This is a genomic window from Oleiharenicola lentus (assembly GCF_004118375.1).
Classification (GTDB): domain Bacteria; phylum Verrucomicrobiota; class Verrucomicrobiia; order Opitutales; family Opitutaceae; genus Lacunisphaera; species Lacunisphaera lenta.
Genome location: NZ_SDHX01000002.1, coordinates 16,779 through 29,777 on the forward strand (window position 1 = coordinate 16,779; position 12,999 = coordinate 29,777).

The 12,999-nt window shown below is 64.4% G+C and carries 14 protein-coding genes and 1 tRNA gene; 9 read left to right on the forward strand and 6 right to left on the reverse strand.

All coding sequences use genetic code 11. The features are described from left to right. Nucleotides 1-93 precede the first annotated feature (93 nt). The 4 genes from ESB00_RS13750 (at nucleotide 94) to ESB00_RS13765 (ending at nucleotide 2,071) form a co-directional block, all read left to right on the forward strand. Nucleotides 94-312 carry a hypothetical protein gene (locus tag ESB00_RS13750; protein WP_129048374.1) on the forward strand — a complete coding sequence of 73 codons (219 nt, stop codon included), beginning with the start codon at nucleotides 94-96 and terminating at the stop codon, nucleotides 310-312. A 53-nt stretch (nucleotides 313-365) separates the two neighbouring features. Then, nucleotides 366-453: transfer RNA gene (locus tag ESB00_RS13755), tRNA-Leu, on the forward strand. 201 nt (nucleotides 454-654) lie between these two features. Next, nucleotides 655-1,221, forward strand: a complete 567-nt coding sequence (locus ESB00_RS13760) for a class I SAM-dependent methyltransferase (RefSeq protein WP_164976220.1) — start codon at nucleotides 655-657, stop codon at nucleotides 1,219-1,221. A gap of 94 nt (nucleotides 1,222-1,315) precedes the next feature. Further along, a complete protein-coding gene (locus ESB00_RS13765; protein ID WP_129048376.1) occupies nucleotides 1,316-2,071 on the forward strand; it encodes an RsmE family RNA methyltransferase in 756 nt (251 codons plus the stop codon). Nucleotides 2,072-2,137: 66 nt separating this feature from the next. Here the strand turns inward: ESB00_RS13765 and kdsA are convergent, their stop codons facing one another. Together kdsA and ESB00_RS13775 are read right to left on the reverse strand one after the other, a co-directional pair. Beyond that, entirely contained in the window at nucleotides 2,138-2,929 is a 792-nt protein-coding gene (kdsA, locus tag ESB00_RS13770) for a 3-deoxy-8-phosphooctulonate synthase (protein WP_129048377.1), read from the reverse strand. A gap of 136 nt (nucleotides 2,930-3,065) precedes the next feature. Beyond that, nucleotides 3,066-4,667 (reverse strand): CTP synthase, encoded by a 1,602-nt coding sequence (locus tag ESB00_RS13775; protein WP_129048378.1) that lies wholly within the window; start codon nucleotides 4,665-4,667, stop codon nucleotides 3,066-3,068. A gap of 180 nt (nucleotides 4,668-4,847) precedes the next feature. Between ESB00_RS13775 and ESB00_RS13780 the strand changes: the two genes are divergently transcribed. The 5 genes from ESB00_RS13780 (at nucleotide 4,848) to ESB00_RS13800 (ending at nucleotide 9,138) form a co-directional block, all read left to right on the forward strand. Next, nucleotides 4,848-5,228: a DUF6941 family protein gene (locus tag ESB00_RS13780; protein ID WP_129048379.1), complete on the forward strand. Its 381-nt coding sequence runs from the start codon at nucleotides 4,848-4,850 to the stop codon at nucleotides 5,226-5,228. A 131-nt stretch (nucleotides 5,229-5,359) separates the two neighbouring features. After that, the gene (locus tag ESB00_RS13785) at nucleotides 5,360-6,352 is read left to right on the forward strand and encodes an adenosine kinase (protein WP_129048380.1); all 993 of its coding nucleotides are present in this window, start codon (nucleotides 5,360-5,362) and stop codon (nucleotides 6,350-6,352) included. 157 nt (nucleotides 6,353-6,509) lie between these two features. After that, nucleotides 6,510-7,052 carry a hypothetical protein gene (locus tag ESB00_RS13790; RefSeq protein ID WP_129048381.1) on the forward strand — a complete coding sequence of 181 codons (543 nt, stop codon included), beginning with the start codon at nucleotides 6,510-6,512 and terminating at the stop codon, nucleotides 7,050-7,052. Nucleotides 7,053-7,168: 116 nt separating this feature from the next. Next, complete coding sequence (locus tag ESB00_RS13795; protein ID WP_129048382.1) at nucleotides 7,169-7,717, forward strand: hypothetical protein; 549 nt, start codon at nucleotides 7,169-7,171, stop codon at nucleotides 7,715-7,717. Between the two features lie 266 nt (nucleotides 7,718-7,983). After that, the gene (locus ESB00_RS13800; protein WP_129048383.1) at nucleotides 7,984-9,138 is read left to right on the forward strand and encodes a pyridoxal phosphate-dependent aminotransferase; all 1,155 of its coding nucleotides are present in this window, start codon (nucleotides 7,984-7,986) and stop codon (nucleotides 9,136-9,138) included. A gap of 279 nt (nucleotides 9,139-9,417) precedes the next feature. Here the strand turns inward: ESB00_RS13800 and cysK are convergent, their stop codons facing one another. From cysK to ESB00_RS13820, 4 genes are all read right to left on the reverse strand, one after another. Next, nucleotides 9,418-10,398, reverse strand: a complete 981-nt coding sequence (gene cysK / locus ESB00_RS13805) for a cysteine synthase A (protein ID WP_129048384.1) — start codon at nucleotides 10,396-10,398, stop codon at nucleotides 9,418-9,420. Between the two features lie 78 nt (nucleotides 10,399-10,476). Further along, nucleotides 10,477-11,241 (reverse strand): ABC transporter permease, encoded by a 765-nt coding sequence (locus ESB00_RS13810; RefSeq protein ID WP_129048385.1) that lies wholly within the window; start codon nucleotides 11,239-11,241, stop codon nucleotides 10,477-10,479. After that, a complete protein-coding gene (locus ESB00_RS13815; RefSeq protein WP_129048386.1) occupies nucleotides 11,241-12,038 on the reverse strand; it encodes an ABC transporter ATP-binding protein in 798 nt (265 codons plus the stop codon). Before ESB00_RS13815 ends, ESB00_RS13810 begins: the two co-directional genes overlap by 1 nt. Continuing rightward, nucleotides 12,035-12,994 carry an ABC transporter substrate-binding protein gene (locus tag ESB00_RS13820; protein ID WP_129048387.1) on the reverse strand — a complete coding sequence of 320 codons (960 nt, stop codon included), beginning with the start codon at nucleotides 12,992-12,994 and terminating at the stop codon, nucleotides 12,035-12,037. Before ESB00_RS13820 ends, ESB00_RS13815 begins: the two co-directional genes overlap by 4 nt. Nucleotides 12,995-12,999 lie beyond the last annotated feature (5 nt).

Below are 12,999 nucleotides of genomic sequence, written 5' to 3' on the forward strand. Positions count from 1 at the left end.
GCCGTCGGCAGCACCGTCGGCCCTGCCTCTTGCTCAGGCATCGGCTCCGCGTTGTCGCTGGCAGAAATGGCAGCCCCGGCTATATATCCGGCTATGCTCGTCATCCGCCGCCTTGTTGACCGCCAGCAGGCCTACACCGCCCTTTTTCTCCCCGGGGAGGAACCGCGAATCTTTCCCAGTACCGACTACGAGCACGGCCGCATCCTCCAGATCTACAAACAGGACCGGCCCTACACCGGGGTGCACAACGATTTCTCCGAATTCGGCCTCGGAACGCCCCCGCCCGTGACACCGGTCAAGTCCGGCGGCTGACGAAAAACGGATTTACATGGCGGGGAAGCTCGGTTTGCTTCGCACCTTCTGTCGCCCGGGTGGCGGAATTGGCAGACGCAGTGGACTCAAAATCCACCGACCTCTAAAGTCTTGTGGGTTCGACCCCCACCCCGGGCACCAGCCTTCGCCGAGCGAAGCGAGCGCGAAGGCTGCCGTCCGTAGCCCTTGGCGAAGGAGGGCGATTCATTTCCGATGCGCCTGCTGAGTGGCTACGGCTGGCAGGCCGTCTCGGTCCGATATGTTATTGGCGCCGATTCACGTGCCCGGGTAACACAATCTTGTCAGAATGCACCGTGTCTCCAACTGTGCTCTTCAAAGCGCATGAAACTCATTGATCGGTGGCTACAATCCTGGCGTGAACACAAGGTCCGCGCCTGGCTGCGGCCCGGAGCCCGCGTGCTCGACATCGGCTGCCACCAGGGCGAGTTCCTCGAAAGACTCGGCGGCTCCATCCGCGAAAGTGTCGGCCTCGATCCGCTCGCTCAGCCGCGGGAAACGGACTCGTTCGTGCTCAAGGCCGTGCCGTTTGCCGAGCCGCTCGACTTTCCCGCCGGCCGCTTCAACGCGATCACCCTGCTGGCGACGCTGGAACACATCCGCGACAAGGCCCCGCTGGCGCGCGAGGCCCGGCGTCTGCTCTCGCCCGGCGGACGCCTCATCATGACCGTGCCCTCGCCGCGCGTGGACGATATCGTGCACACCCTCGTGCGCCTCGGCCTGGCCGACGGCATGAGCCTGGAGGAGCACCACGGCTTCAAACCCGCGGACACCGGCCCGATCTTCACCGCCGCCGGTCTCGAATTGGAGCACCATTCCAGCTTCCAACTCGGCCTGAATCACCTGTTCGTTTTCCGGCGATCGGATAACGAAGGACCAAGTAGCAAGTAGCAAGGATCAGGACCGAGCGAATCAGGTCAGCTCCGCCTGCTTTCCTTGGAACTTGTTACTTGGCACTTGTTACTTCGCGACGTAATCGTCGCGCATGCCCGACTTTCGCGCCTACTCCCCCGATGTGCCCGCCGGCGCGGCGGAGATCCGGTTGTCGCCGGAGGAGAGCCATCACCTGGTTGTGGTGAACCGCTGCAGCCGGGGTGATCTGGTCGTGGCCTTCGATGGTCGCGGCCGCGAATGGCTGACCGAGTGCGCCGATCCCGCCAAGCACGGCGCCGTGCTGCGAGTGAAGTCAATCCGGCCGGCCGCGACACGCGCGTTCGCGATCAGCCTTGCGCAGGCGCTGCCGAAGGGTGCGACGATGGACGACATCGTCCGCCAGGCCACGGAGGTCGGTGCCGCGCGCATCGTGCCGCTCCTCAGCGAGCGCACCCAGGTCCACTTCGATGGCGACCGTGCGGACAAAAAAGTCGAGAAATGGCGCACGACCGCCATCGAGGCCGCGAAGCAGTGCGGCAACCCGTGGTTGCCGGAAATCGTGCCCGTTCAGAAATTCGACGCGTTTCTCGCCACCAGCGGCAGCTACGACTTGCGCCTGGTCGCCAGCCTGCACGCGGGCACGACGACCCTGAAGCAGACGCTCGCCCGCTTCACCGCCCAGCACGGTCACCCGCCGCGCCACGCCCTCTGGCTGGTCGGCCCCGAAGGAGATTTCTCGCCCGCCGAGATGACCGCCGCGATCACCGCCGGCTTCCTGCCCGTGACCCTCGGCCCGTTGGTGCTGCGCAGCGACACCGCCGCGCTCTACGCGTTGAGCATCCTGAGCAACGAACTCCGAGCAGATTGAAAACAAGAAGCAGCCAAGGAGCAAAGCCATCCCTTTGCAGCTTCGCTCCTTTGTGTTCTCGGCGAATCAACTCCGCACCGCTTTCCACACCGCCACGCAGGTGGCGATGAGCGCGGGGAGCTGGTCGAGCGGCACCATGTTGGGGCCGTCGGAGATCGCGTTGTCCGGATCGGGATGCGTCTCGATGAAGAGCCCGTCGGCGCCGGCGCCGAGCGCGGCCTTGGCCAGAGGGGGCACGAACTCGCGCTTGCCGCTGCTCTTGCCGCCGCCCGCGCCGGGCAGCTGCACGCTGTGCGTGGCGTCGAAAACCGTGGGATGACCGTGCGCCTTCATCATCGCGAAGCTGCGCATGTCCACGACGAGGTTCTGGTAGCCGAAAGTCGTGCCGCGCTCCGTCTGCCAGATCTCGGCGGCCTTGCCCTGTTTCAACTTGCCGGTGACAAAGGCCATTTCCTGCGGCGAGAGGAACTGGCCCTTCTTCACGTTGACGACCGCGCCGGTCTTGGCGGCGGCGAGCAGCAGGTCGGTCTGGCGGCACAGAAACGCCGGGATCTGCAGAACGTCACACACCTTGGCGACCGGCGCACACTGCTGGCGCTCGTGGATGTCGGTCAGCACGGGAAAGCCGTAATCCTTCTTGATGAGCGCGAGCAACCGCAGGCCTTCCTTCAGACCCGTGCCCCGTCCGCCGAGGGACGTGCGGTTGGCTTTGTCGAACGAGCCCTTGAAGACGATGTTCAGCTCCTTGTGCTTCTTCGCGAGCTTCGCCAGCACCACCGCCACACTGCGGCAAACGGTCTCATTCTCGAGCGAACAGGGCCCGGCGATGAGGAGGAGTTTCTTGGGGTCGAAGAGCATAAAACTAACTTAGCGGGTCATGGCGGATTGTCGCCTTACGGCTCGGATCTGAGCGAAGCGAAGTATCCAGAATGTGTCACGATGCGATTGCAGTCCTGGGTCCTTCGCTTCGCTCGGGATGACAGAAATAACTGCTTTAGCCCTTCTTCTTCCGCTTGATCGCGGCGGCGATGAAGGCGGCAAAGAGCGGGTGGGCGCGGTTGGGCTTGGACTGGAACTCGGGGTGGCACTGCACGCCGAGGAACCACGGGTGGTCCTTCAATTCGCCGATCTCGACGAGACCGCGCTTGGGATTCCAGCCGGAGATGATCATGCCCGCCTTCTCGAAGCGCTCGATGTAGTCGTTGTTCACCTCGTAACGGTGGCGGTGGCGTTCGGAGACGCTCTCGGTGCCGTAGGCCTTGCGGGCGAGCGTGCCGGGCTTGAGCTTGGTCTCGTAGGCGCCAAGGCGCATGGTGCCGCCCTTGGCGACGACGTTGCGCTGCTCGTCCATCAGCACGACCACCGGCTCGGTCGTCTGCGGGTCGATTTCCATCGAGTTGGCCTTTTTCAGGCCGAGCACATTGCGGGCGAACTCGATCATCGCGACCTGCAGGCCGAGGCAGAGGCCGTAGTAAGGAATCTTGTTCTTCCGGGCGTAGCCGGCAGCGGCGATCTTGCCCTCAATGCCACGGTTGCCGAAGCCACCGGGGACCAGAATGCCATCCAGCTTGCTGAGTTGCTTCAGTCCGGCCGCGGTCTCGAGCTCCTCGGCGTCCACGCGCACGACGTTCACGCGGCAGTGGTTGGCGATGCCGGCGTGGGCCAGCGACTCATAGACGGATTTGTAGGCGTCCTGCAGCTCGATGTATTTGCCCACCACGCCGATCTTCACCTCGTGCTTGGGCGACTTGATGCGGTGGACGATGTCGGCCCAGATGTTCTTCGGGTTCGCGCGGTTCTTGATGCCGAGCAAGTCGCACACGTGCTGGTCCATGCCCTGTTTCTGGAGCATGCCGGGCAGCTCGTAGATCGAAGACTCGACGTCCTCGGCGGCGAACACGGCCTTCACAGGAACGTTGCAGAACATCGAGAGCTTCTCGCGCATCTCGAGGGTGAGCGGCTTCTCGCAACGGCAGACCAGCAGGTGCGGCTGGATGCCGATCTCGCGGAGCTTGGCCACGCTCTGCTGCGTGGGCTTGGTCTTCAGCTCGCCCGCCGCGGTCACGTAGGGCACGAGCGTGACGTGGATGAAAATGCAGTCCTTCGGTCCGACCTCCAGGGCGAACTGGCGCAGCGCTTCGAGGAACGGCAGGCCCTCGATGTCGCCGGTGGTGCCACCGATCTCGGTGATCAGCACGTCCACGCCCTTACCGCCCTTGTAGATGCGCTCCTTGATCTCGTTCGTGACGTGCGGGATCACCTGCACGGTCTTGCCGAGGTAGTCACCGCGGCGCTCCTTGGCGATGACGGCCTCATAGATCTGGCCGGAAGAAAGACTGTTGGCGCGACTGAGCTTGCCCGACGTGAAGCGCTCGTAGTGGCCGAGGTCGAGGTCGGTCTCGGCGCCGTCGTCGAGGACGTAAACCTCGCCGTGCTGGAACGGGCTCATCGTGCCCGGATCCACGTTCAGGTAGGGGTCGAACTTCTGGATGCGCACGGTGAGCCCGCGCATCTCGAGCAGGGCGCCGAGCGCACCCGCCGTGAGCCCTTTGCCCAAGGATGAAACCACGCCGCCGGTGACGAAAATATACTTCATCGCCCTTGGGTAAATGCGCCCCGGTTTCCAGACACAAGAAAAAGGTGGCCGCAGGCCCAATTCCCCTCTGGGAGAAAGTGCCAAGTGAGAGGGATCAAGTAACAAGAACGAACCCGCCCCCCTGCCCCTTCCTGATACTTGATACTTGGAACTTGTTCCTAGCGGCCTAATCGTCGCCCCGTGCAGTCCAAACCCTCCCTCCTGGCCTGGATCACCTGCGATGGCGTCCATATCGACCCCGCTTCGGGCAAACACACCATCTTGGGCGTGTTTTCCAACATCAAGGCCCGCTCTTTTCCGGTCGTTCATCCCTACATGGTCTGGTTCCTGACCCTGACCGACGTTCAACCCGGCAAGCACCGCGTCAAGATGTCCATGGGCCTCGACCCGACCAACCCGGTCGAGCTCCTGCACCGCGAATTCGAGTCCCAGAGTCCGTTGCACCGCATCAACCTGATCAACGAGCTCCGTAATCTCCGCTTCGAGCAGCCCGGCGACTACTCCATCCTCATCGAGGTGGACGACGAGCCCATCCTGGCCACGAATTTGACGGTGATGTGAGGCGAGCTTAACCACTAATCCACACTGATGGGCCACTAATTACCCATCCAAGCATGGGCTCTGATTAGTGTTCATAAGTGTCAATTAGTGGTTTCCCTAAGCCTGCCGGTTTATTCTAGATACCTCCTTTCATGTCCTCCTTCGAACTTCTCGGCATCGGCAACCCCATCATGGATTTCATCGCCCGCGTGGACGATGCTTTCCTCCGCGCGAACGTGCCCGGCGACATCGGCGGCATGGTGCTGGTGGACGACAGTGACATTGAGCGGTTGCTCGGTCGCCTCGGCGGCGCCGCAGCCCAGGCGCCCGGCGGCTCGGCCGCCAACGCGGTGCTTGGCGCCACGAAGCTCGGCCTGCGCACGACCTTCGTGGGGATGACCGGCACGGACAAGACCGGCGAGGACTACCGCACGAACTTCACCGCCGCCGGCGGCGACGGCACGCGCTTCAAACGCACCAACCTGCCCCACGGACGCTGCCTCTCCATGGTCACGGCCGACGGCCAGCGCACCATGCGCACCCACCTCGGCGCCGCCATGACGCTCAGCCCCGACCAGATCAGCGTGGACGATTTCCGCGGCGCCATGCACGCGCACATTGAGGGCTACCTGCTCTTCAATCCCGCCCTCGCCGAAAAAGTCGCCGCCACCGCCCGCGCCGCCGGCTGTACCATCAGCCTCGAACTTTCCTCCTTCGAGGTCGTCAACGTCGCCCGCGACTGGATTCTCGCCCAACTCAAGCAGGGCGTGGATGTGGTCTTCGCCAACGAGGACGAGGCCAAGGCGCTGTTCCAAAAGGATGCCGGCTACGACGACTACGCCCGCCACATCGCGGCCTTCGGTGGTATCGCCGCCGTGAAGATCGGCAAGGACGGCGCCTGGGTGGCCAAGGGCGCCGAGCTGCACCGCATCGCGCCCGTCAAGGTCAACCACGTCGCCGACACCACCGGCGCGGGCGACGCCTGGGCCGGCGGCTTCCTTTATGCCTGGCTGCGGGGCAAGTCCCTCGCCTCCGCCGGCGCCCTCGGCTCCGCCCTCGGCGCGGAGTGCGTGCAACACCTCGGCGCCAGCATCCCCGAAGCCCACTGGCCCCGCCTGCAGGCCTTGGCCGCATCGCTGAAGTAAGCGGATGTAGCAACGGCGCTTGAATCCCGCTGCGGGATGAAAGCGTGGTTTGGAACGGCCACGTTGTCTCCCGCGGACGCGGGATCCAACGCTGCTACAAGGTCCCTGACTTTCCCCGGAACCAAACCGCGTCCTGCGGTTCCAACCCAGCGCACACATGAAACCGGCCGGGTTGCTTCTTCCCGTGATCGGACTCGCGGCGGCCCTATCCGCCGCCGAGCCGGAGCCGGCGCGCATTTCCCGCGACATCAGCGCCAAGATCCGCGAAGGCCTGCCCACCTACCAACCGCCGGCCGCCCCGGCCGAGGGCGGCTCCGCCGGTACCGAAGGTTCCCAGACCAGCGACCCCAACGTGCTCATTCTGCCCAAGCTGACCGTGAAGGAAAAACGCCTGCCGCCCGACGCGGCCGATCAGCTCATGAGCCGCGACGACTTCAAGCGGAAGATGGAAAACCTCTACCTCGACGAAATCGCCAAGGACGGTCCGCTGAACTATCTGCTGAACAAATTTACGATCCCCATCCTGAGCCCCTCCAAGGCCGAACGCGGCAAGGCGATCTACCAGCGGCGGGAACTCGACCGCCTGCGGCATGTCTCGGATGCCGCGCGCTCACTCGATCCGAACGCCACCAAGAAATTGGAGCGCGACCTCGACAACTCCCACACCACCCGCCCGGCCGGCGGCCTGCCGAAAAAGTAGGTGAATATCTCCAGTCCGCCGGTCACCGCGAGCCCACGGAGTCCGGCGTGGCAACCCAGCCGGCCCAGTCATTTTTTTCACTCGAAACCTCCACCTTTCTGCATTCCTTTCTTTGTATGGAAACGACGGCAAAACTCGGCCTCATTCTGCTGGCTCTGACCGTGATCTCCCGGGCCGAGGACACGCCTGCGGCGGCCCAGCCATCGTCCGAATCTACGTCCGCGGCGGTGATCGCCGTGCCGGTCCGTCCGGCGGTTCCGGAGCGCGCCAGCCTCCTGCCCGGCCTGCCGACCTACGCTCCACCGCCCCCGGCCGCGCCCAAGCAGCTCGACCAGCCCAACACGCCCACCGATCCCGACGTGCTCGTGCTGCCCAAGATGACGGTGAAGCAGAAGCCGCGCCCGCGCCTGAATGCCGACATCGTCTATGCCTCGAAGGACCTCGGCAACGTGCTCGCGAAGCAAAAATACACGCAGCTCGACCAGGCGTTGAACAAGTTCACCCTGCCCCTCTTCGGCCAGTCCCTCGCCGAGCGCGCGATTGAGGACCACAAGCGCGAGAAGAAGCAGGCCCTGACCGACGACGTGCTGAACATTTCCAACGCCCTCAAAGACGCCGATCCCGCCGAAGCCAAGTCCCTCGAGAAAGCAATCACGATGCCCTGAATCAGGGTGGAACCCGCGAAGATCGTCATCCTGATCCCGCGCCTGCGGGAGAAGGATCCAAGTAATGTCTGGTACCGATTATCCTGCTGGATCCTTCGCACGGCTCAGGATGACGGTAGGGACATTCGATAATCACCGCTTCTTGGAAAGCTCCGTTCCAGTCCTCAGCTTCTCGGAACACACCGGAGTTTAGACGTACACCTTAAGGTCTTTATGCCAAGCGGCCCGCTTGCGGGCAAAACGGCAACCGGCATCCTCTGCTTCCCATGCCGCGCACGTCCCGCCGCACCTCTGTTTTCACCGAGTCGCTCATCCGCGAGATGACGCGCGTGGCCGCCCAGCACGGGGCCATCAATCTCTCGCAAGGCTTCCCCGACTTCAATCCGCCCAAGGTCGTGCTCGACGCGGCCAAGGCCGAGATGGACGGTCCGAACCACCAATACGCCGTCACCTGGGGCGCGACGCCGCTGCGGCAGGCGCTGGCGCGCAAGCTTACGCGCTTCACCGGACTCGAATGCGATCCCGACCGCCACCTCATCGTCACCTGCGGCGCCACCGAGGCGATGATGGTCGCGGTGATGACCGTCGCCGACGTGGGCGACAAGATCGGCCTCTTCTCCCCGTTCTACGAAAACTACAGCGCCGACGCCATCCTCTCGGGCGTGACGCCGGTCTTCGCGACGCTCAACCCGCCCGACTACACCTTCGACCTCGCGGAACTCCGCAAAGTTTTCGCCAGTGGCATCAAGGCCTTCATACTCTGCAACCCGTCGAACCCCTGCGGCAAGGTCTTCACGCGCGCCGAGCTCGAGCAGATCGCCGCCCTCGCGCAGGAATTCGATGTCTTCATCATCACCGACGAGGTTTACGAGCACATCGTCTTCGGTTCGCATACGCACAGCTACATGTCCGCGTTGCCCGGCATGGCCGAGCGCACGGTGATGTGCAGCTCGCTCTCGAAGACCTTCGCCATCACCGGCTGGCGGCTCGGCTACGTGTTCGCCGACCCGGCCTTCGTCGCGCAGGGGCGCAAAGTCCACGATTTCCTCACCGTCGGCGCCGCCGCTCCGCTGCAGCACGCCATCGTCGCCGGCCTGAACCTGCCCGACAGCTACTACGCCGGCCTCGCCGCCGAATACGCCGAGCGACGCGCCATTTTGCTCGGTTACCTCGACCGCACCGGCCTGAGCTACACGCAGCCGCAGGGCGCCTACTTCGTCATGGTGGACATATCTCCCTTCGGCTACGCCAACGACGTAGAGTTCGCCCGCTGGATGACGAAGGAGATCGGCGTCGCGGGAGTGCCCGGCTCGGTGTTCTTCCCCACGCCCGAGCACCGCTACATCCGCCTGAACTTCGCCAAGCGCGCCGAGACACTCCACGCTGCGGGCGAACGCCTGCTGAAGCTGAAGCGTGGGTGATTCTCCCCTATAGGGTCGTCGCTTGCGACGACCTCCCGCCCGAGGTCGGGCCTAGGCCCGACCTTATATGAATACTAGCGAAGCGCATTCCGCTGGATTCTTTTCTCCGCTCAGAATGACACGCCAAGAGAATGATCCCAGCACCTGTCATGCTGAGTGAAACGAAGCATCCAGTGCTAAACCCGGCCTCACAGGAGTTCGGCCCTCCACGAATCTGAAAACAAAAAGCCGGCACCCTGCGGCGCCGGCTTGAAACTAGAATTCTGTCGCAGCCCTCTCTCAGGCGTTCGACGCCAGGAGGTCGTCGATCGAGTCGCTCTCGACGTTCACGTCGGCGAAGAGCCAGGTGGAGAGGTAGCGCTCGCTGCTCGACGGGATGATGGCGACGATCTGCTTGCCCTTGTTCTCGGGGCGCTTGGCCAGCTGGAGCGCGGACCAGACGATGGCGCCGGAGGAGATACCGATCGGAATGCCGTCGAGCTGGTTGACCTGCTTCGACACCGGACCGGAATCGGCCTCCTTCACGCGGATGACCTCGTCGTAAACCTTGGTGTTGAGCACGGCGGGCACGAAGCCGGCGCCGATGCCTTGCAGCTTGTGCGGGCCGGGGGCGCCGCCGGAGAGGACCGGGGACGCGTCGGGCTCGACCACGACGACCTTCACGCCGGCTTTCTTCTGCTTCAGCACCTCACCGACGCCGGTGACCGTGCCGCCGGTGCCGACACCGGCGACCACGATGTCCACCTTGCCGTCGGTATCCTTCCAGATCTCCTCGGCGGTGGTCTTGCGGTGGATGGCGGGATTGGCGGGATTGGCGAACTGCTGGAGAATGACGGAGCCCTTGATCTTGGCCTGCAACTCCTCGGCCTTGGCGATGGCGCCCTTCATGCCCTTGGGTCCCTCGGTGAGAACGAGACGCGCGCCGAGGATCTTGAGCAGCTTGCGGCGCTCGGTGCTCATGGTCTCGGGCATGGTGAGGATGAGCTTGAGGCCCTTGGCCGCGGCGACGAAGGCCAGGGCAATGCCGGTGTTGCCGGAGGTCGGCTCGATCAGGACGGTGTCCTGGGTGATCTTGCCTGACTTCAGGGCGTCATCGATCATCGAGAAACCGATGCGGTCCTTCACGCTGGAGAGCGGGTTGAAGAACTCGAGCTTGAGGAGGACTTCCGCCTGGGCCCCGTGGGCGGCGGCGGTGCGGTTGAGGCGCACGAGCGGCGTGTTGCCGATGGTTTCGGTGATGTCGTTGTAGATCCTGGCCATGGTGGGCGTGGGGGTTGAGGTTCGTCAGTTCAGTGAAAAGCGACCGAAAGGCAAATGGGAGCCATGTCCTATCACGAGTTATTTTTCCGTGCCCCAGCGGCGGTGCAGGAACTTCTCCCAGGGGGAGAACAGGATTTTGTCCGCCAGCAGACCGATCAGGACGATCAGCAGCATGATGGCGACAACCTGCTCCATGGCGTTCAGCTCGCGGCCGTAATGCAGCAGGTGGCCGAGGCCGAAGCCGGTGAGGATGGTCACGTAAATCTCCGCCGCCATGAGCGAGCGCCAGGCAAAGGCCCAGCCCTGCTTCATGCCGCTGACGATGAACGGCAGCGAGGCCGGCAGCATGACGAAGACCCACATGTGCAGACCGGTCGAGCCCATGGTGCTGGCCGCGCGGACGTAGAGCGGGTTGACGTTCCGCACGCCGGTCTCCGTCGCGAGGATGACGGACCACAGCGTGCCCATCACCACGACGAAGAGCATGGCGCCCTCGGTTTGACCGAACCACAACAGTGCCAGCGGCACCCAGCAGACGCTCGGCAGCCCCTGCAGGCCCAGCGCCAGCACGCCGAGTGTGTCGCGCAGGGTCTGCACGCGGGCCGTGAGGAAACCCAGCGGCACGCCCGCGGCCAGGCCGATGAGATAGCCGGCGACCAGGCGTTTCATCGTAACCACCGAGCTGGCCCAGAGCGTGCCGTCGCGCAGCGCCTCCCAGAGGTAGAGGCCCACGCTTTCCGGCGAGGGCACGAGGACGGGCGACCAGATTTTGGCCACGAAGGCCCAGTGCCAGGCGCCAATCAGCAGCAGGAAAAAGGCGGATGCGGTAAGAAATCGTTTCATCAGATGCCGGCTCCGTGTTCCATGTGTTCCTTCAGGGTCCGCGTGATGCGCGTGGCGTAACCCGCCACCTCGACGCTGTTGATGTCGCGCGGGCGGGACAGCTCCACCCGGAACTCCTCGCGGATGCGTCCGGGATGCGGTGAAAACAAAACGACGCGATCGCCGAGGCACACCGCCTCGCGCACGTTGTGCGTGACGAAAACAATGGTCACGTTGCGCTGCTGCCAGATGCGCTGCAGGTCACCGTAGAGCTGCTCGCGGGTCATGGCATCAAGCGCGGCAAACGGTTCGTCCATCAGGAGCACACGGGGATTCGGGGCGAGCGAGCGCGCGAGGGCCACGCGCTGCTTCATGCCGCCGGACAGCTCGTGGATGTTGGCGTGGCGGAATTTCTCCAGCCCCACGAGCTTCAGGTAGTAGTCCGCGATCTCGCGCCGCTCGGCATCGGTCAGGCCGGGCTTGCGCTTGAGGCTGAACATGACGTTGCCGAAAGCATCGAGCCAGGGAAACAGCGCCGACTCCTGGAACATCATCATGCGCTCGCGGCTCGGCCCCTTGATCGGCTGGCCGGCCGCCGCGACAGTGCCCTGCCCCGGCAGCTCCAATCCCGCGATCATGTTCAGCAACGTGGATTTCCCGCAGCCACTGGGTCCGACCAGGCACACGAACTCGCCCTCGGTGATCTGCAGGCTGATGTTGTCGAGCGCATGCACGCGACCGCGCGAGGTCTCGAACCACTTGGATACCTTGTCGATGGCGAGCCGCGCGGAGGGCGGGGATTGGAGTTCCGGGGTCATGGCTGGGAGGAGAACAGGCGGTCGAGCGGGATGGCGTTGCGCAGGAAGCCGACGCTCTGCGCCTCCTTAACGAGGGCGTCAAATCGGGGCTGCGCCACTTCGCCGGTGAAGGTAAGCCGCTTCCACGCGCTGGCGACCAGCACGGCGGAAATCTCGCGCTTGGTCTCCGCGCTCAGGCCGGCACGCACACGCTCGCGGGCCTCGTCAGGATGGGCGTTGATCCAGTCCGTGAGGCCAAGGTGGGCGGCCTTGAACTTGGCCACGAGGGCCGGCTGCGTGCGCAGGAATTTCACGCTGGTGACCAGGATGGTGGTGATCGCGTCAGGCTGCTCGAGCAGCGCCTTGCCGCCGGCCTCCAGCTCCAGGCGCGAGACCCAGGGCTCGACGGTCCAGACCGCGTCGAGGCGGCCCTGCTGGAAAAGCCCGAGCTGGTCCGGATTGGCGGTGGGCAACACGAACACATCGCCGCCGGTGAGGGTGATGCGGAAACCCTGCGCGGCCAGCCAGGCCCGGGCGGCCACGTCCTGAGTGTTGCCCAGCTGCGGGGTGCCGAGGCGCAGGCCCTTAAACTGCGCGGGGGTAGAAATTTTCCCGCTGCCCGGGACCACGAGGGCCGCGCCGCCCTGAGCAGCGCCGGCCAGCACGCGAATCTCGTCGCCGCGCGAACGGATGTAGGCGTTGAGCGCGGGGTTGGGGCCGACGTAGGTGAGGTCAATGGACCCGGCGAAGATCGCCTCCATCGCGCTGGGCCCGGCGTTGAAGGGGAACCACTGGACGGTGACATCCGGGCCGAGCTGCTGCTCGAACCAGCCGCGGCCATCGCGAGTGCCGTGACTGCCGATGACGCCCTGTGCATGGGTCACGTTCGGGAAGTAACCCACCCGGATGACGGTTTTCTCCGCCGCCGCCAGCACCGGAACGAGCAGAGTGAGGATCAGAAAATATAACGGTTTCATGGAAT